23 protein-coding genes are annotated in these 24650 nt (G+C 74.8%); 9 read left to right on the top strand and 14 right to left on the bottom strand.

Annotation, left to right across the window (positions count from 1 at the left end; translation table 11 throughout):
* Positions 1–239 precede the first annotated feature (239 nt).
* From ACIF6L_RS12875 to ACIF6L_RS12905, 7 genes are all read right to left on the bottom strand, one after another.
* Complete coding sequence (locus ACIF6L_RS12875) at positions 240–1940, bottom strand: hypothetical protein (RefSeq protein WP_396489220.1); 1701 nt, start codon at positions 1938–1940, stop codon at positions 240–242.
* Complete coding sequence (locus tag ACIF6L_RS12880; protein WP_329485388.1) at positions 1937–2686, bottom strand: ABC transporter ATP-binding protein; 750 nt, start codon at positions 2684–2686, stop codon at positions 1937–1939. Before ACIF6L_RS12880 ends, ACIF6L_RS12875 begins: the two co-directional genes overlap by 4 nt.
* 175 nt (positions 2687–2861) lie before the next feature.
* Positions 2862–3305: a nitroreductase family deazaflavin-dependent oxidoreductase gene (locus ACIF6L_RS12885; protein WP_352286738.1), complete on the bottom strand. Its 444-nt coding sequence runs from the start codon at positions 3303–3305 to the stop codon at positions 2862–2864.
* A gap of 337 nt (positions 3306–3642) precedes the next feature.
* Positions 3643–4338, bottom strand: coding sequence for a DUF1062 domain-containing protein (locus ACIF6L_RS12890; RefSeq protein WP_396489217.1), 696 nt, complete (start codon positions 4336–4338; stop codon positions 3643–3645).
* A gap of 354 nt (positions 4339–4692) precedes the next feature.
* On the bottom strand, positions 4693–5325 hold the full coding sequence (locus ACIF6L_RS12895) for an AAA family ATPase (RefSeq protein ID WP_396489216.1): 633 nt from the start codon (positions 5323–5325) through the stop codon (positions 4693–4695).
* Between the two features lie 128 nt (positions 5326–5453).
* Complete coding sequence (locus ACIF6L_RS12900) at positions 5454–7580, bottom strand: family 20 glycosylhydrolase (protein ID WP_396489214.1); 2127 nt, start codon at positions 7578–7580, stop codon at positions 5454–5456.
* 608 nt (positions 7581–8188) lie between these two features.
* Positions 8189–9337: a winged helix DNA-binding domain-containing protein gene (locus tag ACIF6L_RS12905; RefSeq protein ID WP_396489212.1), complete on the bottom strand. Its 1149-nt coding sequence runs from the start codon at positions 9335–9337 to the stop codon at positions 8189–8191.
* A 147-nt stretch (positions 9338–9484) separates the two neighbouring features.
* Between ACIF6L_RS12905 and ACIF6L_RS12910 the strand changes: the two genes are divergently transcribed.
* Positions 9485–10702, top strand: a complete 1218-nt coding sequence (locus tag ACIF6L_RS12910) for a glycosyltransferase (RefSeq protein WP_396489211.1) — start codon at positions 9485–9487, stop codon at positions 10700–10702.
* Between the two features lie 58 nt (positions 10703–10760).
* Here the strand turns inward: ACIF6L_RS12910 and ACIF6L_RS12915 are convergent, their stop codons facing one another.
* From ACIF6L_RS12915 to ACIF6L_RS12930, 4 genes are all read right to left on the bottom strand, one after another.
* Positions 10761–11285, bottom strand: coding sequence for a GNAT family N-acetyltransferase (locus tag ACIF6L_RS12915; RefSeq protein ID WP_396489209.1), 525 nt, complete (start codon positions 11283–11285; stop codon positions 10761–10763).
* 1436 nt (positions 11286–12721) lie between these two features.
* Positions 12722–13504, bottom strand: coding sequence for an AAA family ATPase (locus ACIF6L_RS12920; RefSeq protein WP_396489207.1), 783 nt, complete (start codon positions 13502–13504; stop codon positions 12722–12724).
* A 683-nt stretch (positions 13505–14187) separates the two neighbouring features.
* Positions 14188–15171, bottom strand: a complete 984-nt coding sequence (locus tag ACIF6L_RS12925) for an SAM-dependent methyltransferase (RefSeq protein ID WP_396489475.1) — start codon at positions 15169–15171, stop codon at positions 14188–14190.
* Positions 15168–15353: a hypothetical protein gene (locus ACIF6L_RS12930; protein ID WP_396489483.1), complete on the bottom strand. Its 186-nt coding sequence runs from the start codon at positions 15351–15353 to the stop codon at positions 15168–15170. Before ACIF6L_RS12930 ends, ACIF6L_RS12925 begins: the two co-directional genes overlap by 4 nt.
* 268 nt (positions 15354–15621) lie before the next feature.
* On the opposite strand from ACIF6L_RS12930, the gene ACIF6L_RS12935 reads away from it, so the two are divergent.
* Both ACIF6L_RS12935 and ACIF6L_RS12940 read left to right on the top strand, forming a co-directional pair.
* Positions 15622–16311 (top strand): hypothetical protein, encoded by a 690-nt coding sequence (locus tag ACIF6L_RS12935; RefSeq protein ID WP_396489206.1) that lies wholly within the window; start codon positions 15622–15624, stop codon positions 16309–16311.
* Positions 16312–16327: 16 nt separating this feature from the next.
* Positions 16328–16804, top strand: a complete 477-nt coding sequence (locus tag ACIF6L_RS12940; protein ID WP_329485374.1) for a hypothetical protein — start codon at positions 16328–16330, stop codon at positions 16802–16804.
* A gap of 49 nt (positions 16805–16853) precedes the next feature.
* On the opposite strand, the gene ACIF6L_RS12945 is transcribed toward ACIF6L_RS12940, so the two are convergent.
* Entirely contained in the window at positions 16854–17582 is a 729-nt protein-coding gene (locus ACIF6L_RS12945) for a dienelactone hydrolase family protein (RefSeq protein WP_329485373.1), read from the bottom strand.
* A gap of 146 nt (positions 17583–17728) precedes the next feature.
* On the opposite strand from ACIF6L_RS12945, the gene ACIF6L_RS12950 reads away from it, so the two are divergent.
* From ACIF6L_RS12950 to ACIF6L_RS12965, 4 genes are all read left to right on the top strand, one after another.
* Entirely contained in the window at positions 17729–18271 is a 543-nt protein-coding gene (locus ACIF6L_RS12950) for a GNAT family protein (protein ID WP_329485372.1), read from the top strand.
* Positions 18272–18434: 163 nt separating this feature from the next.
* Positions 18435–19127, top strand: a complete 693-nt coding sequence (locus tag ACIF6L_RS12955; RefSeq protein WP_396489203.1) for an excalibur calcium-binding domain-containing protein — start codon at positions 18435–18437, stop codon at positions 19125–19127.
* A gap of 290 nt (positions 19128–19417) precedes the next feature.
* On the top strand, positions 19418–19825 hold the full coding sequence (locus tag ACIF6L_RS12960; RefSeq protein WP_329485370.1) for a YciI family protein: 408 nt from the start codon (positions 19418–19420) through the stop codon (positions 19823–19825).
* Positions 19822–20967: a DUF6596 domain-containing protein gene (locus ACIF6L_RS12965; protein ID WP_329485369.1), complete on the top strand. Its 1146-nt coding sequence runs from the start codon at positions 19822–19824 to the stop codon at positions 20965–20967. Before ACIF6L_RS12960 ends, ACIF6L_RS12965 begins: the two co-directional genes overlap by 4 nt.
* Here the strand turns inward: ACIF6L_RS12965 and ACIF6L_RS12970 are convergent.
* Together ACIF6L_RS12970 and ACIF6L_RS12975 are read right to left on the bottom strand one after the other, a co-directional pair.
* Positions 20945–21142: a hypothetical protein gene (locus ACIF6L_RS12970; protein ID WP_396489201.1), complete on the bottom strand. Its 198-nt coding sequence runs from the start codon at positions 21140–21142 to the stop codon at positions 20945–20947. The genes ACIF6L_RS12965 and ACIF6L_RS12970 overlap by 23 nt on opposite strands.
* 217 nt (positions 21143–21359) lie before the next feature.
* Complete coding sequence (locus ACIF6L_RS12975) at positions 21360–22214, bottom strand: helix-turn-helix domain-containing protein (protein WP_396489199.1); 855 nt, start codon at positions 22212–22214, stop codon at positions 21360–21362.
* A 127-nt stretch (positions 22215–22341) separates the two neighbouring features.
* Between ACIF6L_RS12975 and ACIF6L_RS12980 the strand changes: the two genes are divergently transcribed.
* Entirely contained in the window at positions 22342–23406 is a 1065-nt protein-coding gene (locus ACIF6L_RS12980; RefSeq protein WP_396489197.1) for an aldo/keto reductase, read from the top strand.
* A 287-nt stretch (positions 23407–23693) separates the two neighbouring features.
* A complete protein-coding gene (locus tag ACIF6L_RS12985) occupies positions 23694–24386 on the top strand; it encodes a hypothetical protein (protein WP_329485364.1) in 693 nt (230 codons plus the stop codon).
* Positions 24387–24650: the final 264 nt, after the last annotated feature.

Below are 24650 nucleotides of genomic sequence, written 5' to 3' on the forward strand. Positions count from 1 at the left end.
GGCAGACCGGCGGACCGACTTCACGTCCGGCACGTTGACGAGCGCGATGTGCCTAGCCCGGCCCGGCCCGGCCCGGGTGGGCTTCGGTGCAGGGCGGCGTCGTCACGCAGGCGCTCTGCACCGCCCCAAGGGTGGGGCGCGGGCTCGGTGGGCGGCGGCTCGGTGGTCGTGAGGGCGAGCGGCCCGGGTGGTGGTGCGCCGACGTGTCCGGAGCGACGACCCGCGACGTACGGACGGGGCTAGGGAGCGCTCGTCCCCGGGCGGGCCTTGCTCATCTTCGTCGCCCTGGCCTGCGCCCAGCGCAGGAGCAGGACGGCGACCACCACCGCCATCAGGGCGGCCTTGCCGACCGGGACGGCCGTCCCGCCGCGCAGGGCGGTGGAGAACATCGGCGTCAGCACCGCCACCGCCACGGCAGGCCCGGCCGCGTACCAGGCGGCGAACAGCAGCGGGCCCGTCCCGCCGCCCGCGCCCTGGGCCGGGGACAGCATCAGGTCCTTGCGCAGCACCCCGCGGCAGGCGTTCACCAGCCCCGCGGCGACCAGTGCCGGTGCGGCGGCCGGGGCGAGCCAGGCGGCCGGGCCGCTGCCCGCGGCCAGCAGCGCCACGGCGCAGGCCAGCCCCAGCAGGAGCCCGGCCACGGTCGGGACGATCGCGTGGCGCAGCATCAGGGCGGCGAACGGATAGGGCGACCAGGAGGCCCGCCGGACGTCGTCCGTCTCGATCCGGGCCGGCTCCAGCAGCTGTGCCACGGCCAGGTAGCCGAACACCAGGGCGGCGGCGGTGGTCAGCCAGGACAGCCCACCGGTGGCGCCGTGCGCAAGGACGGCGCAGAGCAGCGCGGGCACCGCCAGCACCACCGCGCGACCCAGCCGGGCGGGCGAGCGCAGCAGGGCGAGGGTGTCCCGCCACGGCACGACCTGCCACGCCCGCCGGGGCGCCGGCAGCCGGAGCCTGCGCTGCCGGTCGCTGCCGTTGGCGCTGTTCACGGCCAGTCGTGCGCTGCGCAGCTCGACCGTGCGGAGCGCGGCCAGCACCCCGGCGGCCGTCCTGGCCCGCTCCCGCAGCCGGGCCAGTGGCACCGTCGCGGCGGCCCGGTCGGCGAGCGCCAGGGCGGCGACGGTCGACAGCAACAGCAGTGCGGCGGCCACCCAGCCGCCCGCCACGGCGGCCGGCGTCGGCGCCAGAGCGGCGATCGCGGCCCAGCCCCACGGCCCCGACCACAGTTCGACCAGCTCCAGCCAGTGCACCGGGTGTCCGGCGACGGCCAGCGCGCTCTGGCCGGCCAGCGCGATGATCAGCACGGTCAGGTACGGAGTGAGCCGGCGCACCCAGCGGGCGGCGCGGTCGCTGCGCTCCACGACCAGCGCGGCGCAGGTGGCCAGCAGCGGTGCGCAGAGCCCCCCGAGGAGGCACCAGCCGAGCGCGGCCGGCAGGCCGACCCGAACGGTCAGCCCGAGCGCGACCATGCCGCCGACCGCCGCCACCAGGCCGGGGAAGGCGGCCACGGCGCAGGACAGCCAGAACCACGGTCGGAGCACCGGACGGGGCCGGACGGGGTGGATCAGCAGCCAGTCGGTCGCCGCCCGGGGCGGCACCACCGGGCCGCGCCACAGGCCGTCCCGGACCAGCAGGACGAAGGTGAGCAGCCCGATCGCGGTGATCCCGGCGGGCATGGCGGCGAGCAGATCGCCGCCGTGGCCGGTGTAGTCGGCGCCCATGGAGGCCTGGAGGAACAGGCCGAGGCTGGGCACGCCGCCCCAGATGATCAGGATGAGGACCACGCAGTAGACGGCGAAGCCGACCGACTTGGCACGGTTGCGCCGGTGGGGGGCCCGCAGGGCGCGGAGCAGGGCGAGCGTCTCGTCGGTCCAGTCGTCGTCGTCCGTCCAGGCCTCGACGGCGAGGTCGCGGTCGGCCTCCGGGTGGGTCGTGGTCACCGGGCACCCGCCGAGCCGGCGGCGGTGCGGGCCGCGAGATCCGCTGCCAGGACCTTGCGGGTCGCGCCCTGCTTCAGGATCTTGCCGTCCTCCAGCACCACCACCCGGTCGGCCACGTCCAGGGCGAGGTCGGTGTGGTGGGTGACCAGGAGCACCGCGACGCCGTCGGCCAGCTCCGCCCTGAGCAGGTCGGCGAGGTGTCGGCGGGCGTCCGGGTCGAGCCGCTGCTCGGGCTCGTCCAGCAGCAGCAGGTCGCGCGGGCGCACCAGCGCGCACGCCAGCAGCAGGGCCTGCATCTGTCCGGAGGAGAGGGCCGAGGGCAGCGCGTCGGCCCGTGCCGTGAGCATCCGGTCGGTCAGTACCTGGGAGACCCAGTCGGGCGCGTCGGCGACCCCGTGCGCGACCGCGACCAGGAGCAGGTGCTCGCGGACGGTCAGGTCGGGGTAGCAGGCGACGGTGTCGCCGACCACCGCCACCCGGGCCCGGACCCGGGGGTCGTTCTCGTCCATCGGGATGCCGTCGAAGACCACGGTGCCCTTGCTGGGGGCGTCGCGTCCGGCCGCGACCCTGAGCAGGGTCGACTTGCCCGATCCGTTGTGGCCGAGCAGTGCCACGCACTCTCCGGCGGCCAGCGACAGGCTCACGGGGTGCAGCACCTCCCGCTCGCCGTACGAGCGGCTGACGCCGGTCAGCTGCAGCAGGGGCTTGCGAGCCGCGGCACGTGGTTCGGCGGCGTTCTTGGCCATGGGGAGGGCGCCTCTCGACGGGGTGTCCGGCCACAGTACCGATCCACCGGCGGCCACCCGGGTGAGGGTGGTGCCGCCCGGAGCCGGTGCGGACGTCGCGCCCGGTTCGGCCGGCGGTGGGCGTGGAGCGCACCGGGGGCCACCCGCCCGCCCGCGGTGCGCCCATGCGCGCCGGTCAGGCGGGGTCGATGACCACGATCGGGATCTCGCGGTCGGTCTTGGCCTGGTACTCGTCGTACGCGGGCCAGTGGCCCACCATGACCGGCCAGAAGGCGGCCCGCTCCGCGGCGGTGGCGGTGCGCGCGGTGCCCTGGACGATCGTCGGGCCGACCTGGACGCGGACCCGGGGGTCGGCCGTCAGGTTCCGGTACCACAGGGGCGCGTCGTCGGCCCCGCCCTTGGAGGCGACGACGAGGTAGCGGCCGCCGTCCTCGCCGTAGATGAGCGGAGTGCGGACGGCCTGCCCGGAGACCCGGCCGACGGTGGTCAGCAGGAGGGTCTGGGTGCCCTTCCAGTGCTGCCCCTCGGCGCCGTTCGAGCCCACGTACTGCTTGACGTGGTCCAGCTGCCAGGTGCCCGGCGCGGGGTCCTTGGGGTGGTCCCAGTCGATGTCGGTCACGGTGTCCGCCTGCCTTCGTGTGGAATGGGTCGACAGTTTCGACAACGACTGCCGACGCCTCCGGGCACGGCCGCCCCGGGCCACTGGTCCGGGAGAACCTGCGGGGGCACCGCGACGGGGCACCGCGACGGGGCGCAGAGACGGGGCGACCCAGGGGTGCCGCGGGGGACCGGGGAACCTGCCCCGCCCCGCACGGTGCGGCGCGAGCTCGCGCCGCACCATCAGCCTCGGAACGGGACCGGCCGCGGTGCTGCGGGGAGGCAACGGCGGCGCCCGGTCGGGTGCCGCGGCGGTGGGGCCTCCCGACGACTCGAAGGGAGGCCCCACCGCTTCTCTCCTACGCTCCCGCCGACCGCGACAGCTGCCGCGCCGTGTCGAGCGACCCGAGAGGGTGCGGAGCAGTGCGCGCGCCGGTCGGCGCAGCGGTGCCGAGGAGCGTCGCGGGCTTCGCCACGTCGACGGAGCCGGGACGCTGGATCGTGAGTTCGAAGTCCCGGTGCGCCTTGGCGCCCAGGGCCGGCGGCAGGTGGATGCGCCCGTCCCCGAGCATGCGCCGGATCCGCGCGCGGCTCAGCCCGAGCCCGAGCGCGAGGAGCCGCTCGACGCGGACCGGCGCGGGCAGCTCGAAGGTGACCAGCACCCTGAGCGGGGTCGGGTCGTCGAGCGCGTAGAGGGGCGTGCGGGTCTCCAGGCCCCAGGTGCCGGTCCAGTCGAGGCGGTATCCGGTCTTCGCGGCGAGTGCCGCACTGATCGTCAACTCCCGCACCACGGCGGGGTCATTGGTCTCGTACGCCACCCGGCGGGCGGGCTCCAGCGACGAGACGTGGACGCGCTCGTGGACGGGCACCTTGGACGTCCGGTCGCACCCCGCGCAACTCAGGAGGAGCCAGACGTCGAGGAGCTTGCCGTTCGCGTTGACGCGGATCTTGCCCGAGGGACGGTGACGCGTGCTGTAGCAGTCCGGGCACGGGCGCACGATGGTGGGCAGGGCGGACTGGCGCACGGCCCACAGGGCCTTGCGGTCGGTATGCATGGAGGTGATTGCTTTCAGGACTCGGCAGGAGCTCTCGCAGGCGGTGCTGCGGCTCCTGGATCTGACGGATGCACACGCGGGCGCGACTGATCGCCTCGGGGCCGAGCCATCAGGCTCCGAGATCGATCGCGCGACAGGGTGGTTCTCGCTACGTGGCAGCCGTTACAGGTCCATGCGGCCGATCCTGATCGAGGTCACCGCTCGAAGGCAAGCCGTTTTCCGTCGGCCTGGGCCTGGGCCGGAAACAGGTGCGGGTGCGGGTGCGGCGTCAGGTCGTCGGCAGCGCACAGGGCTTCGGACGCCGCGGCAGTCCGGGCGGCGGGCCGTGGAACCGGGGGAGGAGGTAGCGGCGGCTCAGTCGAACCGGATGTGCTTCACACCCGTCCACATCCGCCGAAGGCGTCCGCGGAGCGCGCTGTCGGTGTTCGGGGCGAGCGTCAGTCCGGAGGCGGCGGCGATGTGCTCGGCGACCTGCGCGACGGTGAGGCGGTCGGTCCACAGGTGCTCGGTGAACTCGTCCTGGCGCAGGCGCTCCAGGCACACGTCGAGTTTCGACAGGGCGAAGCTCTCCCGGCGCGGAGCGGTGTCCTTCCCGGCGACGAACTGCACGACGTGCCCGAAGCCGCGCTCGCGCAGCCGTCGCAGCACCGTCGCGCGCTCCGCCAGCAACGCGAAGTGCCGAACGTCGTGGCCGCGCTCCCGCAGCCGACCGACGGTCTCGCGGAGGTACGCCGGTTCCACGACCGTCATCGGCGCGATCACCACGCCGTCGTGCTCGGTCAGAGCACGGTCCAGCACCTCGAACACTCCCTGCCGCCAGGCGGGAAGGTCCTGGAAGTCCCCGCGCAGCGAGGGCGGCATCATCCGGTGCAGGCCGAAACCCACGTGCTCGGGGTCGCAGATGACGCTGCCCGCCAGCCGCCGCCGGATCTCGTGCGCGGTCTGCGTCTTGCCCCCGCCGAAGGGGCCGTTGATCCACAGGAGCATGCGCCGACCCTATTGCGCCCGACGCGGCTGCGGGGAGCGCGGCGGTCAGGGAACGGGCACCGCCCGCCCCCGCTCCGGTCGGGGTGTGGGGAGCGGCGGCGGCGGGCGGTGGTCCGGGGCGGGGTCGGTCAGTCGATGGACCAGTGCTGCAGGGCGGAGCCGGTGTCGGGTTGCTGGGTCACCTTGGCGCCGTCGGCGGCCGAGGCGGCGGTGACGAGCAGGCCGGTGGCGGCGGAGGCGATGGTGTACTGGTCGTTGTCGCCGGGGGTGATCTTCCAGCGCTGACCGGTCTGGTTGTCGCAGGTCCGCTGGACGACGGCGCCGCCGGCGGCGCCGGTCGCCTCGGCGCACTTGCCGGACGACTTGTTGGTCATGGTGTAGGAGCCGTCGGGCTGGGGGGCGAAGGTCCAGGTCTGGTTGGGGCCGCGGTTCGGCGACCACAGCACCGGTGCGGTGCCGTCGGTGGTGGAGCCGCCGGGGTTGTCGAGCGCCTTGCCCCCGGTCTCGACGCTGTGCGCGCCCGGCACCGTCTTCACGACGCCGGGCCAGGGGATGCCGTGGGCGGCGTAGTAGCCGATCCCGGCGGCGGTCCAGCGGGGGCCCTGCTGGGCCAGGCGCTGGCGGAAGCTGTTCCAGTCATGGGCGGACCGGGGGCTCCAGCCGACCTCCGCGAGCGCGGGGAGGCGGGGGAAGCTCATGTAGTCGGCGTAGTCCTGCGGTGCGGGCCAGCGGGTGTCCGGGGTCGGCAGGCCGTTACTGCCCTCGTAGGCACGGTCGGCCCAGAGGGCGGCCTCGACGCCGGCGATCCTCTCGGCCGGGACGACCGAGCCGGTGCCGTCGGGCTTGGCGGTGCTGGTTGTCGGGTCCCACTCGTAGGCGCGCTGCACCGACACGTAGCCGGACCAGCTCAGGCCGTACGGGGTGGCGACCTCGTACTTCATGTCCAGGTAGGCGTGGTCAGACGGGGACATCACGAACTTGGCGCCCTGCGCGACCCCCTGGCGGACCTCGCGGATGCTCTTGGTCTCCTCGGTGGTGCCGATGCTCTCCCGGTCCTCGTCCTCACCCCAGTACTGCAGGAGGCTGTTGGCGGGGACGCTGGACTGGCCGAGCTGGTGCCAGCCCATCACGGTCTTGTCGCGGCCGGTGGTGGCCGAGGTGGCCGCCTTGACGTAGGCGGCGTACTCCTCCGGGGACGCGTCCGGGGTCTCGTCGCCGCCGAGGTGGATGTAGGGACCGGGGGTGAGCTTGGCGACCTCCTTGATGACCTTCGCCAGGAAGCGTCTGGTGTTTCCGATGTGGGCCGCGTCCTCCAGACAGTAGAGGCTGATGCCGACGTCGAAGCCCGAGTAGGGGGTCTTCGCCTTGTCATCGCAGTTCAGGCCCGGTACCGACGCGAGGGCGGCTTCCGTGTGGCCGGGTCCGTCGATCTCGGGCACCACGGTCATGAAGCGGGACGTGGCGTAGGAGACGATCTCCTTGTAGTCCGCTGCCGAGTAGTACCAGTCGCTGCCGCCGGTGAAGCCGCTCTGCGTACTGGCGCCGATCGAGGTCAGCTTCGGCATGCCGTCGATGGCGATGCGCCACCCCTGGTCGTCCGTCAGGTGCAGGTGGAGGGTGTTGATCTTGTACGCGGCCGCCTCGTCGATGTAGCGCTTGACCTGGGCGACGGGGTAGAAGCGGCGGGCGACGTCCAGCATCACGCCGCGGTACTCGTAGCGGGGCGAGTCGGAGATCTTCACGGGCGACACCGTCCACGCACGGGACTGCCTGGTGGGGGACTCGACGGCGGCGGGGAGCAGCTGCCGGAGCGTCTGCACGCCGCGGAACAGGCCCTGGGCGCCGTGCGCCCTGACCACGACACCGCGCTCGTCGGAGGTGAGGGTGTAGCCCTCGTCCCCCAGGCTCTTGGGGCCGTCGGGATCGAGCACGATCGCGTTCTTCGGCGCCCGGTCGTCCTTGACCACCGCGAGGGTGTAGCCCGTGGCGGGGGCCAGCAACTGGGCGAGGTAGGTGCCGACGCCCACCGCCGCCGAGTCCCGGGAGAGGGCGGCGATGCGGGTCCGCGGGGTGAGGGTGAACCCGGCGCCCGCCACTGCCTGCTGCGAGACCGGCTGCGGTACCAGGGCGTAGGGGGCGGGGTTGGGGGCGGGAGGAGCGGCGGCGGCCTGGGAGAGCGTGGCCGTGAGCGGGAGGGTGACGACGGCTGTGGCGAGTGCGACGAGGCGTCTGCCTCGTCGGTGCGACCTGCGCATGTTGACTCCTCGGGCAAGAAGGCACGGGACCGAACACCGGGTGGACGGTCGGGGAGGCGCGTGGTGGGTGTCGGCGGGGGCGGTGACTCGGGGGCTCGGCAGCTGGTGTCGGGCCCCGAGGCATCCCCCCCGGTGCGCCGGTGAGCGGAGCGCCGGATCTCCTGCCGTGCCGGGTGCCGCGCGGTGGGGCGGCGGCATCAGGCACATGACGCAAGAGCGCGCCGAACCTGCTTATAGATGATTGAACCGAGCGCCTTGTGAGCAGCTTTAACCATGAAGGTGTCAGGGAGGTCAAAAGGTGTCAAGGCCTACGCGGCCGTAGCTTGTCGTTCGTGGGCGGCGCTGCCGCGCGGGCCGTCGGAGCTTCTGGAGCACCCTCGGAAGCACGGCCGATCGGTACCGGCCCGCCGGTTCGGCGAGCAGCGTCGTTCCCCCGCGTCATCACCGTGGCCTGTCGGATGTACGGCACGCCTCCGCGCCCCGCCGACGTCGAAACCGTGCGGGATCCCCGCCGCCCCCGCCCCCGCGAGCGCGTCGCGGGGGCGCAGGGTTCCGGCCTCCTCGGTGACGGATCATGCGCTCACTATCGATAGATGGATCAGACGGCATCAGGCCGGTGTGAGCAGACGCGTCTCGGCGGCGGGCAGGCCCTTGACCCACCAGTGGTCGTAGCGCCGGTAGACCCGCGGGTCGCGGTCGGCGAGGAAGGCGAACAGCGCACCGGCCTCCGCGGCCAGCGCCTCCCAGACCTCCTCCGGGAGGGGGTGGAAGGCGGTGGCCTCGATCCCCGCGTCGACGCTCCGCCAGACGCCGGCGACGTGGCCGTCGACCAGCAGGGTCGGCAGTACGTCCCCGTTCACCCGGATCACCAGCTTGCGGTAGGCGGCCGGGAGGACCCGGCTGCGGTCGGCGTAGACCAGCAGGGTGCTGTCCCACATCGGCAGGAGCCTGGGCGGCGCCGGGGTGTCCTCGTCCGGCCGGGGCGCGCCGGGGAGGTCGAACAGCACCGTGCCGTCGGGGCCCTCCAGCTCTTCGAGTTCGTCGCGGAGTGCCTGCACGGCCTTTCTGGCGCGGGCCCGTTGGATCATGGCGAACTGCGCCATGTCCGCCACCGAGGCCGGGCCGAAGCCCTCCAGGTAGCGGCGGATCAGCGGCCCCGTGCTGTCGAGGACGGCGTCCGGGTCGGTCAGCACCGGCCGCGTGGCGGCGGCGACGTACGACGGCCGGGAGGCGAACGACCAGGGCCCGCCGGCGGGCACGTGCCACAGCGGCGCGTACTGCCGCAGCATCCGCCACGCCGGGAGCTCGACCGGTGTGCCGCGGCGTTCGCCGAGCCAGGCCTGGGCCTCGGCGCCGGTCCGCGGCCGGTCGGCGAAGTCCAGCAGCTCGGGAAGCAGGGCGTCGGCGTCGGCGGCGGTCAGCCCGGACGCCGTGAAGCGCGCGTCGCCGAGCCTGGAGGCGCGCAGGGTCGGCTCCACGGCCTCGCGGAAGGCCCGGTAGTCCTCGCTGTGGACCAGGTGCAGCGTGATCCGCATCAGCGTCGACCGCACCACCCGCAGCCCGGCCACGGCGCTGTCGAGTCCGGCCGGGTCGAATCCGCTGATCCGGTTCCACAGTGCCAGGTAGGGCGAGGCGGGCTCCTGCGCCTGGAGGGCGACCACCCGCCGCACCGCGTCGGCGGCGTCGATCGGCTCCCGCGCCAGCAGCAACTGCCGGGCGAGGGTCGAGCGGTTGAGGGCGCGCGCCGTGATCACCATGCCCGCATTCTCCCGGCTCGCCGCTCCCCGGGAAACCCGCGGGCCGGGGCAGCCGACGAGAGGTGCCGGTACCGCCTCCCGCCCGGAGCGGCTGGTGGGCTCCCGGGAACGGTGAACGGGGCGGCGCCCGTCGGGGAGAATCGCGGCATGCGGATTCTGATCATCACCGCCGGGTCGCGCGGCGACGTCGCACCGTTCACCGGCCTGGGGCGACGCCTGCTGGACGCCGGACACGAGGTCGCCGTGGCGGCCCATCCGGCCTTCGCCGCACTCGTCGGCGGGTGCGGCCTCGGGTACCGGCCGCTGCCGGGGGACCCGGAGGAGCTGATCCGCGGCTGGTCCCGGGCGGCGTCGCGGGAGGAGGCCCGGGCACTGACGAGGGCGTACGTGGACGGGCTCGCCGACGGTGTGGAGCGGGCCGTGGCGGACGGCACCGACCTGGTGCTCACCGCCTTCGCCCCGGCTCCGCTGAGCGAGACGGCCGGGGAGGCGCTCGGCGTGCCCGTCCTCGAGACCCACCTCGTACCGGCGTTCGCCACCCGGGAGTTCGCGCTGCCCGGTGCGACGGACGCCGAGGGCCTGGGACCGGAGGGCAACCTGGCCGCGGGCCACGACGTGGTGCGCCGCCGGGACCAGCTCTTCGCGGGCGCCGCCACCCGGCTGCGGGCCCGCCTCGGGCTGCCCGAAGCGGCACCGGCACCGTCGGAAACCGACCGCCGCCCGGTCTTCGCCGGCTTCAGCCCCTCCGTGCTGCCGCGCCCGGCGGACTGGCCGACCCGGGTCGAGGTCCCGGGCTACTGGTGGCCCGCCCGGCCGGACGGCTGGCGGCCCCCGGCCGAGCTGGTCGACTTCCTCCAGGCCGGGCCGCCACCGGTGTTCATCGGGTTCGGCAGCATGGCCCCGGGTCACGGGGAACGGCTCAGTGACCTGGTGGCCGCGGCGGTGAAGCGGGCGGGGGTGCGCGCGGTGGTCCAGGCGGGCTGGGCCGACCTCGGCGGCGGTGGCGACGACGTCCTCGCCATCGGCGACGTACCGCACGACTGGCTCTTCCCCCGCACGGCCGCCGTCGTCCACCACGCCGGAGCGGGTACCACCGGGGCCGGGCTGCGCGCCGGGGTACCGGCCGTACCGGTCCCCGTCATGGCCGACCAGCCCTTCTGGGCGGACCGGCTGCACCGGCTGGGCGTCGCCCCGCTGGTGCTGCCGTTCGAGGAGCTGAGCGCCGAGGCCCTCGGGACCGCGATCACGGCCTGTACGACCGAGCCGGTCCACCGGAGCCGCGCGGCCGAACTCGCCCGGCGGATCGCCACGGAGGACGGCGCCGCCCCGGTGCTCGCCCACATCGACACGGCCTACGGCCGGTGAGCCCGGGGCTCGCCCGGGCCTCCTCGCGGCCGGGCGGAGCGTCCGCCGTCGCCGCGCGCTACGGGGCGGCGTAGCAGCGGACGGCGACCAGCTGCTCCGGGCTCCAGCGCTGTTCGACGGTGGCCAGCAGCCGCCAGCCGAGGCGTTCGTAGAGCGCGGCCGCGGCGGTGTCGGACGCCACCACGTCGAGCACCGGGTGCAGAGCGCGGGCCCGGGCCTCCTCGGCCGCCCGCGCCATCAGCAGCGCGCCGATCCCGCGGCCACGGGCGGACGGGGCGACGAACAGCCGGCTGACCACCGCCGTCCCGTCGACGCCCACCCCCGCCCGAGCGCTCCAGAGCCCCGGCGCCGCGTCGCCCGCGCCGCTGCGGGACAGGACGACATGGCCGGCGATCCGGCCGTCCAGCTCCGCCACCCACGAGCCGATGAGGACGGGCGGCGTGAGCCATGACGTCGGCGCCTCGGGCCAGTTCACCGGGTAGCCGTCCCGCGCATGGACCTCCGCCAGGACCCGCACGCACGCACCGAGGTCACGGTCGTCACGACACCGGACCCCCGGGCCGGACCCGCTCTCAATTCTCATCGCGGCATCGAACCACAGTCCGGCGCCCGTGACCAGCCGCTTTCTGCCGGTGCCGGGAGGGGGCGGCCGGCACACGCGTGCGCTCGCGCCGCCTCACTCGGGACCGGGACCGTGCAGCTCCAGCCGCCACAGCGCCTCACTGAGCAGGTCCAGCCCCTGCCGCAGGTGGCGCCGGTAGGTGCCGTAGGGGAGGCCGAGCCGGCGGGCGGCGGCCTCCTGGGTGGGCGCACCGGAGAAGTAGCCCGCGGTCACGGCGTCGCGGGCGCGGACACCGCGCGGATCGCGGGCGAGGTCGTCGACGCTCCCGCGCAGCAGGGCGCGCAACTCCTCGACGGGCTCGCCGAAGTCGGCCGCCAGGCGGGTGCGGAGCAGCGCGCAGGCGGCGAAGGCGCCCGCGTCGCGCCAGTGCGTCAGGGCATCGCGGACGGCCTGGTCGAACGCGGCGCGCGAGACGCCCGACGGCCCGGCCCGGGTCGGCACGGCGGTGGCCGCTATGAAGTGGCGGAGCCAGGTCTCGACGGGCACCTGGCGCCAGTCGACCGCGAACAGGCCGTAGGTGTGCTCGCCGACCCGCGGCCGGGCGCCGGTGTCGGCGAGGCTGCCCTTGACGCGCGCCGACCACGTCTCGGCGTCCCGCCAGACGGCGAAGCCGTAGGCGCGGCCGCGGGCGCGGGCGGACTCCGCCTGGGCGCGGGAGCTGCTGAGGTCGATGACGCGCGAGGGCACCTGGTACCGCTCGGGGTAGACCGAGAAGCGGCTGACGCCGATGTGCTCGCCGGGCCGGACCGGCCCGGCGGCCTCGGCGTACTCCCAGGCGGCCGCCACGACCGGGTCGGCGGCCAGGTCCTCCGGGTCGGCGGGGGCGGGCAGGGCGAGGCGGGCCGTGAAGGCCACGATGCGGCCCGTGCTCACCAGGCGGTAGACGCTGAAGGCCTGCGGCTGGCGCCGCGCCCAGTAGCGGACGAGCTCCGCCGAGGCCGGGCCCTCGGTCTGCTCGGCCATCCGCAGCACCGTGTCGAGGTCGTCCGGGTGGAGGGGCCGGTCGTGCACCTCGTCCTCGCGGGAGAAGGTGCGCAGACGGGCGACCATCTCCCCCTCGCGGAAGAGGTAGAACAGCTCGTCGGTGACGGTCCAGACCCGCTCCTCCGGCGCCTCCCGCAGGATGCGCAGGTACTCCTCGGCCAGCCGCCGGCGCATCGTCACGAAGGCGTTGGGGGCCCGCCAGCGGAGGTCGGTGGCCAACGTCTCGCGGGCGGCGTCGTGCGGGTGGAGCCCGCGGTGGGTGGACTCCATGAACGGCAGGTCGCGCAGCCAGGTGAAGAGCGGGTGGGCGTCCTCCTCGGGCAGGACGGCGGCGAGCAGCTCCTCGGAGGTCGAGTAGGCCTGGGCGGCCAGCTCCAGCGCGCGGCGGTGGGCCGCCGTCGGCACCTCGCCGATCAGGCCCGACAGCAGGGTGCGCAGGACATCCGCCGAGGGCGCCCAGACCTCCTCCCTCGTCCAGTCCGCCATGCCGGACGCGGCCGCCAGGGAGAGCGCCAGCGGGTTGCCGCCGGCGAAACGGAGCACCCGCTCCCGCAGTTCGGGCAGGACCTGGCGGTGGTGAGCAGGCTCCGGGCCTGTTCCTCGGTGAACTGCCCCAGTTCACTGACGTGGAGGAGTCCGGCCCAGGCGGGATCGGCCGCCCACTGCGGCTGGGGCGCGAGGCGGCCCGCCAGCACCACCAGGGTGTCGGCGGCGGCGCGGGGCAGGAAGCGCTGCCACAGCCAGCTCTCCAGCCACTGGCAGTGCTCGAACGAGTCGAGGAACAGCACCGTGCCGGGGACGGTCAGGAAGGAGGCGGCGACGCGCTCGAAGTCGGCCGGATCCCGGCTGACGAAGCGGCCGTCCAGCTCCAGCAGGGGCCGTCCCGCCGCGCGGGCGTGGTCCGTGAGGCGGCGCAGCAGCGTCGACTTGCCGATGCCGCCCGGACCGGACAGGTAGAACGCGAACGGCGCCTGCGGGTCCCCGGCCAGGGCGCGCGCGAAGTGGGCGAGCTCCTCGTCGCGGCCGATGAAGGCCCGGACCCGGGCGCTGCTCAGCCGCTCTCCGACGGTTGCCATGGCGGCTCCTCTTTCCTCGTGCCGGCGGTGGTCCGTGGTGTGCGTACCGTCCGCGGTGGAGACGGGGGCGTGCTCGGCGGCGAGGTCCTCGGACAGGATGCTGAAGCGGGGGTCGACCATGACGGGGCGGACCTCTCGGAGAGCGCGGGCGCACGAGGAGCGCCGGGTGACGGTGACGTAAGGGGTGAGCGGCCGACTTCGCTCTCAGACGAGGGCCGAGCGGCGGCGGGGTCTCCGGCGGCCGGGGCCGCGGGCCGCGGCGAGGAACCGAGGAGCCCCGCCCGCGAGTGGGCGGCGGAGGCGGCGGAACGCGGATCCGTGCACCGTGTCCGGGCGGGTGAGTTCGACTCTCCGCGCCGTGACCGGGACGGCAACTCGCGTTCTGGGCAACGTCGTATCGGTTCCTGCTTCGGGACGGCGGAGGTGATCCGGCGTCAGGGCAGGCCCCGCAGAGGCCCGCCCGTACATTTTGACGTGCGCACTATAACCTGAAGATCGAATGATCAGAGCTGCTCTGATCCGAGCACCGGGCCGTTCGTCCCGGGAGAATCGCGGGCCCCGGCCGGTGGCCAGAGCGAGGTCCATCGAGGCCGCCTCGCCGACGGGTTCGGCGCAGCCCGAGCACGGACGGCGCCTCGGTGATCGCCAGTTCCCGCCCGCCGGCCTAGCTTCGTCGACGGGGTCACACCGCGTACTCCCGCGGACCGGACTGCGGACACCCGGACACGGCCGACGGCGTGTCAGGCGATCGATGCCGGCCGGACCGGAGGTCCCCTCCCCCCGGCCCGACGCCGCCGCGCCGCCTACGGCTCGAGGGCCGCCCTGGCCCCGCTGTCGTGCGTGACGGGGGCGCGCCGTGCCGCCGACCGCCACCACCGCGTACCCGCCCGGCACGGCACGCCCCCCGTGGGTTCGGCGCCGAGCGCCTGCCGCTCCCAGCCGCCCAGGAGGGCAATGACGGCGGCCGGGGTGCGGGGGTGCCACGGCAGGTCGGCCCGTGCCCAGCAGGCGGCCACGCGTGCGGCGCGGCCCGGGTTGTGGGTGCCCGCGGTGCGGTGGCCGAGCACGAGCACGCTGCCGGCGGGCAGTTCCTGGTGCAACGCAGCGAGCAGGGACCGGGCCTGCGGGTCGCTCAGCTCGTGCAGGACGTCGCCGAGCACGGCCGCCACGGGGCGTTCCCAGACCAGGCCCGCCTGCTCCCGCAGAGTCGCGAGCACCGCGCCGGGCGCGGCGAGGTCGGCCCGCAGGTGTCGGATCCGGGCCGGTGCCGGGGCGTCGAGCAGCGCCCGGGCGTGCACCATGACGACCGGGTCGTGGTCCAGGTAGACGACCCGAGCGCCCGGCTGCGCGGCCAGGACCGAGCTGTGGATCGGGGCGAGCGCGGTGCCGGGCGCGCCGGTCGTCAGACCGCAGCCCAGGTCCAGGAACTGCTCCAGGCCGTGCTCGGCGAGGAGCCCGACGGCGTGGTGGAGGAACTCCCTGCCACGCCGGACCGGGTCCACGCAGCCCGCGTCCTCGGACAGCAGGAGGTCGAGCAGCTCCCGGTCCGCGGCGAAGTGGTCCTTGCCCGAGAGCATCAGGCTCGCCAGACGGGCGGACGCGGGCCGGCCCGGCCGCAGGTCGTCCCGGGGATCCGCCTGTGGCCACGGCGTGCCGATGGCGAGGGCGGACACGGCGGGGTCCTGGAGGTGGGCCGGGCCCGGCGTGCCGCGCAGGGCCAGGGGCCGGCCCGCGTGCCGGGCGGCGTGGGCGGTGTTCCGGCGGGAACTCCGCGGCCGGGGGCTCATACCCGCTCCGCCGGCACGGCGCGCACCGGGGCGGTCGGCGGGGCGTCCGGGTGGGGCTCGCCGGTGTCCTCGCACATGCCCGGTCGGTCCCGGCCCGGCCCGGGGCGACTGGCGAGGCCCTGGACGGCGAAGCCGCCCGGTTCGTCGGCTGCGGGGCGGCTGGGGCTGGGGTTGCGGATCACATGGTCTCCGGGAGGGCGGGCCCAGCAGGTGGGCGGCGGACACGTCGGCAGGGCAGTGGTGGGGGGCTCGTCTGTACGGTGGCGGCTCCTGGTGGCCGCCTATCGGCACCTCGGACGGGTGGTCCGGTGTTCGAGGGCTTTCGCGGGTCGCCGGGCCGTAGAGGATCAGGGTGCGTTCCTCGCCGCGGATCCGTGCTTCCCGTTGAAAGCTCGTCAGGGCGGCCGCGGTGGACTCGTCGAAGCGTCCCTGGGCCGGCGGGGAGTCCGGTTGGTTGCAGCCGGCTTCCAGCAGGAGGCGTTGCAGTTCCACGACGCGCTGCCCCCGGTCGCCGAACTGCACCGTCCCGGGCGGGGCGGGGCGGAGCCGGCCGGAGCGGAGCCGGTCGACGCGGCCGAAGCCGCGGGCACGGGCGAGGCGGCGGGGGAGGGCACGGCGGCCGGGGACCCGGCCGGGCTCGGCATCGGCGGCCCGGAGGACGCCGGTGCGCCCGTCGGTACCGCGCCCGTCGGCCTGGCACTCGTCGGCCTGGCGCTCGGCCAGGCGGAACGGGTCGGCCGGGCGGAAGGGTCGGCGGAGGCGTCCTCGCTCGCCGCCGGGGTCGGCGGTGAGGCGGCCCGGTCGGTGTGGTCGGTCGGCGCGTTCGCCAGAGTCAGACCGACGGCGAGCGTCACCGTTCCCATGCCGGCCGCCCACACGGACGCCGTCCCGGGAATCCGGACCTGCCACGGTGTCGCGCTGCGGCGGTGGCGCCGCCGGCCGGACGGCACGGACCGCGTGGCGTCCTGCCGGGCGGTGATCACCGCCTCGCCGACCGGGCCCGGGCGCCGATCGCTGCGGACCGCTCGAACCGGTGCGATCACCGGACGATACTCCATCCGAGCGGGTGACCTGACGGCCCATCCGCTCGCCCGGGGGCCCAGGTCCGTGCGGTCCGACAGCCGGGAGTGTCGGTGGTAGGGGCTAGGTTCGGGGGGTGAGCGACTACTACGACCTGTTCCTGGCTGTGGATCTCCCGTCGGACCTCCCGGCGTCGGTCGTACAGGAGGTGAGATGGCTCCTGGGTCAGGCCGACCGGGCACCGGCGACGCATGCTGCCGTCGACTGGGAGGACTCCGGCCACGAGCCGTGGCCGGTCTTCGACGGCGGATCGGCGAGCCACTCGTTCGCCGGTGCGGACACCGCGTTGCTGGTCCGTGCCGTCGATCGGGCGGATCCCGAGGGGAGCGCCCCCTGGGCGCTCACCCTTCGCACCGGTGTTCACGAGGACGAGTTCGGGGTGGTGATGGAGGCGGTGGAGTGGCTCCTCCGGAAGGCGACCGGCGTCGGATGGGTGGGGTTCGTCCGCAGTTCGGCCCCGGAGGGCATCCGTCATGTGATCCGCCGGCAGGACGGGTTCGATCTGGTGGATGTCCGTTCGGCCGGTACGCGGGCCCAGGTCTCCTGGTCCTAGGGCGACGGCCTGTCCGGACATTCCCGCGGCCGTGTCACGGTCGGCCCGCTCACCCTGTCACGGGCAGGCACTCGGCGAGCAGGCCGACGATGTCGCGCCAGGCCCGTCGCGCGTGCCGCGGGTGGTGGCCGACGCCGGGGACCACGCTCTGGTCGACCGGCGGGTGGTGGAAGGCGTGCAGGGCCCCGCCGTAGACCACCAGACGCCAGTCGACGCCGGCGGCCTGCATCTCGGCGGCGAAGGCGTCCCGTTGCCCGGCGGCCATGATCGGGTCCTCCGAGCCGACCCCGGCCCACACGGGGCAACGGATCCGCGCGGCCTCGCCCGGGCGGCCCGTGGTCAGTGCGTTGACCGTTCCGATCGCCCGCAGGTCGACACCGTCGCGTCCGAGTTCCAGCGCGATCGCGCCGCCGGTTCCGTAGCCGATGGCGGCGATCCGGTCGGGGTCGGTCCGCGGTTCGGCGCGCAGCACATCGAGGGCCGCGTGGCCGATGCCCCGCATCCGGCCGGGGTCGGCGAGCAGTGGCATCACGCGGGCCAGCATCTCCTGCGGGTCGGTGAACCAGTGTCCGCCGCCGTGGAGGTCGAAGGCGAGTGCCACGTAGCCCAGTTCGGCGAGCGCGTCGGCCCGGCGGCGCTGGAAGTCGTTCAGGCCCGGCCCCTCGGGGCCGATCAGGACGGCGGGCCGGCGGTCGACCCCGGCGGGAAGCGCGAGGTGCCCGGCCATCGTCAGGCCGTCGGCGGGATAGGTGACCGTGCGTGTGGTGACCATCGTCATGAGATCGGACTGTACGGATCGTCGCTCCGGACCGGGGCGGACTTTCCCCACAGCGAAACGGAGCAGGTGCGGGCTCCGCCGCCCCCGTCCACCCTGCAAAAGAAAATCCTCTCCGGCCCCCGATGGCCGAAACTACACTTCATCGCATGCCATATGACAATGTGACACTGCGCCCCGTGGCCGAGAGCGAGCTGGGCACCCTGGAGGAACTGGTCCAGAACCCGGAGGCGGTCGGGACGTTCCAGTGGTTCGGCTGGACCGACCCCGGGTCCTGGCGGCGGCGGTGGGCCGAGAACCGGCTGCTGGGCGACGACCGCGGACAGCTGGCCGTCGCGGCCGGCGGCGAGTTCCACGGGTTCGTCGGCTGGCGGCGGGTGGACGTCGTGCCGCGCTCGTACTACTGGAGCATGGGTATCCAGCTGCTCCCCGGATCGCGAGGGCGGGGCATCGGGACTCGGGCCCAGATCCTGCTGGTGGACTACCTGTTCGCGTACTCGCCGGTCGCGCGGGTGGAGGCCGACACCGAGACGGAGAACTTCGCCGAGCAACGCGCGCTGGAGAAGGCCGGGTTCACCCAGGAGGGCGTGCTGCGCAACGTGGTGTTCCGCGACGGGCAGTGGCGCGACAGCATCCGCTACAGCGTGCTGCGGGACGAGGCGGCCGCCCGCCGGACCTCCGCCGAATCGTAGGCGGCGGGCGGGTGGCCGGGTAGGTGGCCAACTGACGGAGCGCCCGGCCCCGGGGCCCACTCCCGGGGCCGGGGTGCCCGATGTGTGGAATACCGGTCGAAGCCGTTCACGGTTGCGGCACAATGTGCGCCTACCACCTGTGATCTTGACCCGGGGAATCCGCGTGAATTCGACCCATGTCCACACCCTCGCGCCCGCCGCGGCGCCCCTGCCCCCGCGCACCAAGGGGCAGATTGCCCTGCGGGTGCTCGCCCTCTGGCTGCTCCCGCCGCTCGGCGCACTGTGGGCGTGGCGCTCCAAGCGGCTCACCAAGGGCGCGAAGCTCGCCGTCACCGTGCTGGCCGCCGTCTGGCTGCTGATCCTGATCGGCGCCTCCGGCGCCTCCAAGGCCGAGCAGAACAGCAAGCCCCCGGGCCCGGTGAGCTCCGCCCCAGCCGAGCCGACCGCGCCCACCACCCCGCCCGGCGGGACCACCCCGCCGGCGCCCACCACCCCGCCCGCCCCGGCCGCGCCCGAACCCGCCGCCACCGAGCCGCCCGCCGCACCCAGCCCGGTGCCGACCACCGCGCCCCCGGTGCCCGCGCCCGTCCCGGTCGCGCCCGTCCCGGTCGCGCCCAGCACCCCCGCCGCTGCCCCGGCTCCGCCGAAGCCGCCGGTCCCGGAGACCAAGCCGCCGGTGACCACCCCGAAGCCCCCCACCAGCGAGCCGGAACCCACCACCCAGGCCCCGGCGGCGGCCTACTACAAGAACTGCGCCGCCGCGAAGGCCGCCGGCGCCGCACCGCTGCACCGGGGCGACCCGGGCTACCGCGCCGGGCTCGACGCCGACGGCGACGGCGTCGCCTGCGAGCGCTGAGCCCCGGAGGAGGAGGAGGAGGAGGCGCCACGGCCGGTCCGACCCGCCCGCGTCGGACCCGACCGACCCGTCGGACCCGTCCGACGCGTCACGGTGCCGCTGCCCGGACCGGTCCTTCCGTCACACCTTCGACCACGGCGACGCCGAGCACCGGACGATCCCCCGCCGGAGCACGGTGGCCCCGAAGACCGTGGAAGAAAGTTCGCGAAGGGATGTCGAGAACCCGCGCCCGGCTCCGTCCCAGGGGTGAAGACGGCCACAATGGGCCGTACCTCACCAAGGAGAACATCATGGCCAAGTACCTGCTGCTCAAGCACTACCGGGGCGCGCCGGCGGCGGTCAACGACGTGCCGATGGACCAGTGGGAGCCGGAGGAGGTGACGGCCCACGTGCAGTACATGCGTGACTTCGCCGCCCGGCTGGAGGGCACCGGCGAGTTCGTCGACAGCCAGGCGCTCTCCCCGGAGGGCACGTTCGTCCGCTACGACGGCGAGGGGCGGCCCCCGGTCACCGACGGTCCGTTCGCGGAGACCAAGGACCTGATCGCCGGCTGGATGGTGATCGACGTGGAGACCTACGAGCGCGCGGTCGAGCTGGCCGGCGAGCTGTCGGCGGCCCCGGGCGCGGGGGGCAAGCCCATCCACGAGTGGCTTGAGGTGCGCCCGTTCTACGGCGAGAAGTGCACGGCCACCGAGTGAACGAAGCACTGCTCCGGGCCCTGGTGCCCGCGGTGATCGGTGTCCTCGTCCGTCGCGGAGCGGACTTCGCGGCGGCCGAGGACGCCGTACAGGAGGCCCTGGTCGAGGCCGTGCGCAGGTGGCCGGACGACCCGCCGCGCGACCCGAAGGGCTGGCTGGTCACGGTGGCCTGGCGCAAGTACCTCGACGCCGTCCGGGCCGACACCTCCCGGCGGCGGCGCGAGGACCTGGTCGAGGCAGAGCCCGTGCCCGACCGGGGCGAGGCGGTGGACGACACGCTCCAGCTGTACTTCCTGTGCGCGCACCCGTCCCTGACGCCGGGCTCCGCTGTCGCGCTCACTCTGCGCGCGGTCGGCGGCCTGACCACGCGGCAGATCGCGCAGGCCTACCTCGTGCCGGAGGCGACCATGGCCCAGCGGATCAGCCGGGCCAAGCGGACCGTCTCCGGCGTCCGCTTCGACCGGCCCGGTGACGTCGCCACCGTGCTGCGGGTGCTCTACCTGGTCTTCAACGAGGGGTACTCCGGGGACGTCGACCTCGCGGCCGAGGCGATCCGGCTGACCCGCCAACTGGCGGCCGGCACCGACCACGTGGAGGTCGCGGGCCTGTTGGCGCTGATGCTGCTCCACCACGCCCGGCGCCCGGCCCGGACGAGCCCGGACGGCAGGCTCGTGCCGCTCGCCGAGCAGGACCGCGGCCTGTGGGACACCCGGCTGATCACCGAGGGCGTCGACGTGCTCCAGGCCGCCCTCGCCCGCGACCGCCTGGGCGAGTTCCAGGCCCAGGCGGCCGTCGCCGCGCTCCACGCCGACGCCCGGACCACCGAGGAGACCGACTGGGTGCAGATCGTCGAGTGGTACGACGAGCTGGTACGGCTCACCGACAGCCCGGTGGCACGCCTCAACCGGGCCGTCGCGGTGGGCGAGGCCGACGGCGCCCGGGCGGGGCTGGCCGCCCTGGCGGAGCTCGACCCCGCCCTGCCGCGGTACACCGCCGTCGCGGCGTACCTCCACGAGCGCGACGGTGATCCGGCGACCGCGGCACGGCTCTACGCCCAGGCCGCCCGGTCGGCGCCCACCCTCCCCGAACGCGACCACCTCACCCGGCAGGCCGCCCGGCTCAACGCGCAGCTGCGCCGGTGACGCGGCGGGCCCGGCGCTCGTAGTGGTCCTCCGTCGGCGGCCGTTGGACGACCTCGACGTCCAACGGCTGCCGGGTGTCGCGTCCGTGCCGGCCCTCCGGGCTGTGCACGGAGACCTCCCCGCCGAACGGCGGGCCCGTCCGCACGGCGGGGGAGATCCGGACGGGAGTGATCACGGTCGCGCCGCTCTTCCGGTAGCCCGGGCCCGAAGGCGCGGCCCCGACCCTCAGGTAGCCCGGGCCCGAAGGCGCGGCGCAGGCGGCGCTTGTCCAGGGACACCGGGACGCCTCGCACGTCCGGGGGGAAGAACGGCGGGCACGGCGCCCTCACCCACCTCGGCGTCGACACCATCCAGCGCAAGTGATCACGCTTCCTGCCACCAGCCGTGCGTTGTCAGCCTTCCTGGCGCCCGTCACCGCCGCACAGCCGGTGCAGGGCTACGCGGCTCTCGTCGTCCGCGCCGCGGTAGACCAGAAGCCGGAGCTCTGGGTCCTCCAGCGGGAGCAGGACCTCGAAGTCGACGGCGATCGTCCCGACGGCCGGGTGCCGCAGCAGCTTGCGACCGCGGCCGTTGACGCGGACCTCCCGCTCTGCCCAGAGCCGGGCGAAGTCCTCGTCCTGCGCGGTGAATTCGGCGATCAGCCCGGCCAGTGCCCGGTCCTGCGGGTGGGCGGCCCAGGCCGCGCGCAGATGGGCGACGCCGTCCCGCAGCACCTGCTCCCGGTCGGCGTAGAAGCCGCGCATCGGCGGGTGCAGCAGGCAGAGCCACATCGCGTTCCGCCGCTCCGGCGGAACGGCGTCGAACTCCGGTAGCAGCGTGGCCATTTCGGGGTTCCAGGCCAGCAGGTCGTAGCGGTGGTCCAGCAGCATGGCGGGCAACGGGGAGAGGTCGTCGACCAGGTGGGCCAGCGACGGCGCCGGACCAGCGGCCGGCCCGCCGGTGGTGCCGGGGCGGCGCCGTCCGGCCAGGTCGAAGAGGTAGTCGCGTTCGCCGGGTGCCAGCCGCAGGGCCCGGGCCAGCGCCGCCAGCACCTCCGCGGAGGGCCGAAGCCCCCGGCCCTGCTCCAGCCGGACCACGTAGTCGGTGCTGACTCCGGCCAGCTCCGCGACCTCCTCGCGGCGCAGTCCGGGCGTTCGCCGGGTCCGCCGGTGCGCGGGCAGGCCCAGCCGGTCCGGGTCCAGCCGTTCGCGCCGGCTGCGCAGGAAGGCGGCCAGTTCCTCGGTGGTGTCCATGGTGCGGGTCGTCATGACCGGTCCAACCGCCAGGGTGGGACCGGTCTTCCCAGGAAAGTCCCTCCCTTATCCGGGACCCGCCGTCGCTGCAGACTCGGTCCCGGCAAGGGAACACGAACACACGCGAACACTGGAGAACCCGATGGCACTGGCCCTCGACGACTACCGGCTGCTGGGCCGCTCGGGACTGCGGGTCTCACCGCTGGCCCTGGGCACCGCGACCTTCGGCACCGAATGGGGATGGGGCGCGGAACGGGCCGAGGCCCGCAAGCTGTTCGACCGCTACGTCGGGCTCGGCGGCAACCTCCTCGACACCGCCGACACCTACACCGACGGCAGCTCCGAGCGCCTGCTGGGCGAGTTCGCCCACGAGGAGCGCGAACGCCTGGTGCTGGCGACCAAGTACTCGACCCTGCGCCGCCCCGGCGACCCGAACTCCGGGGGCGGGCACCGCAAGGCGCTGTTCGGCTCGGTGGAGGGCAGCCTGCGGCGGCTCGGCACCGACTACCTCGACCTGCTGTACCTGCACGTCTGGGACTTCCGGACCTCGGTGGAGGAGGTGCTGCGCGGCCTGGACGACCTGGTCCGGCAGGGCAAGGTGCTGTACGTGGCGATCTCCAACACCCCGGCCTGGCAGGTGTCCCGGATGCAGGCGATCGCGGACCTGCGCGGCTGGTCGCCGCTGGTCGCGCTGCAGCTCGAGTACAGCCTGATCGAACGCACCGCGGAGCGCGACCTGATCCCGATGGCCCGGGAGCTGGGGCTGGGCGTGGTCCCGTACTCGCCGCTCGGCGGCGGGGTGCTCAGTGGCAAGTACGGCCGGGACGACGTGGGCGCGACGGGCGCCGGCCCCGACGGGAGCACCCGCCGGAGCCACAACCTCGCCCTGGGAACCCTCACCGAACGCAGCCTCGGCGTGGCCGGGGTGGTCCGGGAGGTGGCCGACGAGCTGGGGCACACTCCGGCCCAGGTGGCGCTGGCCTGGACGCTGTGGAAGCCGGGCGTGACGAGCACGCTGCTCGGCGCCCGCACCTGCGCCCAGTTGGAGGACAACCTGGGCGCCCTGGCGGTCGAGCTGACGGACGCCCAGCTGGCCCGGCTCGACGCGGCGGGCGCGATCGCCCTCGGCCAGCCGCACGAGCTGCTGGTGAGCGAGCCGATCCGCCGGGTGACCACGGGCGGCCTGCGGATCGAGAGCCGCCGCTGACCCGGCCGCCGGCGGCGGGAGCCGGAGTCCGGAGCCGCGGTCGGTTCACCGTCCGGGCGAGCCACGTCCGGATCGCTTCCGCGTCGGCGACGGTCGGACCGGTTCCCACTCTCGTGACCAGGTTCCAACCAGCGCGTCACGACTCAGGAATCACGGATCGGCTGTGTGGTCTTGGTGACCACCAGTTCGCGCACGGGACAGATATCGCGCGTCGGCACAGGGCCCCCATCCGGCGGCCCGCGCAGCTGACGTTTGATCACTCGAACAAACAATCGAATAATGGGTTCATGACCTCGGCCGTTCCGTTCTCCCGCCCCGTCCGCCCGCCCGAGCGGCCCGGCGATGCCGAGCGGGCGCCGCGCGAGCTGATGACCCTGCCCGGAGCGTCCCGGGACGTGCGGCGGTGGCGGCTGGTGGAGATCCGGCTCGGCGGGGAGTGGCGCCCGGGGATGCTCACCGTGTGGCGGCGCCCGCCCGGCGCCGCCTGCTGGGTGGTCCATGTGCGCTGGGCGCCCGACACGGACAGCCCACAGCCCTGGGGGTGGTTCCTGTACACGGAGGAGACCGTCCGGCCGCTGCCCGAGCCGCAGGACGCGCCTCCACCGGCCGCGCCGTTCCTCGGCCGGTGGCGGGACGCGGTGGCGGTGCCTGCCGAGCTGGCCGGCACGCCCGCCGAGGACGGTGCCGACCGGTGCTGGCGCCTGGCCTGGGCGCGGGTCGGCGGCCACTGGCGCTCCTGCCTGGTCACCGCGCGTCGCCGCCCGGGCCCGGAGCTGCCCTGGATCGCGAACGTACGGTGGGGCGAGGACAAGGACACCGCCTGGCTGATCGCCGACCCCACCACCCTGCGGCCCGTCCCGCCGGGCCGATCACCTGCGGAGGAAGCGCCAGCAGAGTCGGCCCCGGAGGGCAACCCGTACGGGCCGGGCGTGCCCAGGGGGGTGCCTCGAAGCCTGGCACAGCCCGAAGGGGCTTCCTAGGATCTGGAACCGCACCGGAAGACCCTCTCCCGGCACCGTCCTGAGACCCAAGGCTCTCCCATGGCACACCCCCTCACCCTGTTGCGGGCGGCGAAAGGGCTCTCCCAACCGGAGTACGCCCTCCTCGTGGCGCAGTGGCCTCACGCCTCGAAGCCGCCCTGATCGGCATCCGCCAGCACGACCGGATCTGTCGCCGCGAGGCCCGGACCTGACCCGCACCCCGGAGGCACCCGGGTGGGGGCACGGCCGGGGGCGCCCCGGCCG

The organism is Kitasatospora sp. NPDC086009, from assembly GCF_044540385.1.
Lineage (GTDB): Bacteria > Actinomycetota > Actinomycetes > Streptomycetales > Streptomycetaceae > Kitasatospora.

Bases quoted from the DNA above. Each gene is read 5' to 3' on its own strand.
- ACIF6L_RS12915 (WP_396489209.1), bottom strand. From the start codon at position 11,285: ATGAGAATTGAGAGCGGGTCCGGCCCGGGGGTCCGGTGTCGTGACGAC.
- ACIF6L_RS12980 (WP_396489197.1), top strand. From the start codon at position 22,342: ATGGCACTGGCCCTCGACGACTACCGGCTGCTGGGCCGCTCGGGACTG.
- ACIF6L_RS12960 (WP_329485370.1), top strand. From the start codon at position 19,418: ATGGCCAAGTACCTGCTGCTCAAGCACTACCGGGGCGCGCCGGCGGCG.
- ACIF6L_RS12900 (WP_396489214.1), bottom strand. From the start codon at position 7,580: ATGCGCAGGTCGCACCGACGAGGCAGACGCCTCGTCGCACTCGCCACA.
- ACIF6L_RS12890 (WP_396489217.1), bottom strand. From the start codon at position 4,338: ATGCATACCGACCGCAAGGCCCTGTGGGCCGTGCGCCAGTCCGCCCTG.
- ACIF6L_RS12975 (WP_396489199.1), bottom strand. From the start codon at position 22,214: ATGACGACCCGCACCATGGACACCACCGAGGAACTGGCCGCCTTCCTG.
- ACIF6L_RS12905 (WP_396489212.1), bottom strand. From the start codon at position 9,337: ATGGTGATCACGGCGCGCGCCCTCAACCGCTCGACCCTCGCCCGGCAG.
- ACIF6L_RS12985 (WP_329485364.1), top strand. From the start codon at position 23,694: ATGACCTCGGCCGTTCCGTTCTCCCGCCCCGTCCGCCCGCCCGAGCGG.
- ACIF6L_RS12925 (WP_396489475.1), bottom strand. From the start codon at position 15,171: ATGAGCCCCCGGCCGCGGAGTTCCCGCCGGAACACCGCCCACGCCGCC.
- ACIF6L_RS12920 (WP_396489207.1), bottom strand. From the start codon at position 13,504: ATGGTCGACCCCCGCTTCAGCATCCTGTCCGAGGACCTCGCCGCCGAG.
- ACIF6L_RS12950 (WP_329485372.1), top strand. From the start codon at position 17,729: ATGCCATATGACAATGTGACACTGCGCCCCGTGGCCGAGAGCGAGCTG.
- ACIF6L_RS12895 (WP_396489216.1), bottom strand. From the start codon at position 5,325: ATGCTCCTGTGGATCAACGGCCCCTTCGGCGGGGGCAAGACGCAGACC.
- ACIF6L_RS12910 (WP_396489211.1), top strand. From the start codon at position 9,485: ATGCGGATTCTGATCATCACCGCCGGGTCGCGCGGCGACGTCGCACCG.
- ACIF6L_RS12880 (WP_329485388.1), bottom strand. From the start codon at position 2,686: ATGGCCAAGAACGCCGCCGAACCACGTGCCGCGGCTCGCAAGCCCCTG.
- ACIF6L_RS12945 (WP_329485373.1), bottom strand. From the start codon at position 17,582: ATGACGATGGTCACCACACGCACGGTCACCTATCCCGCCGACGGCCTG.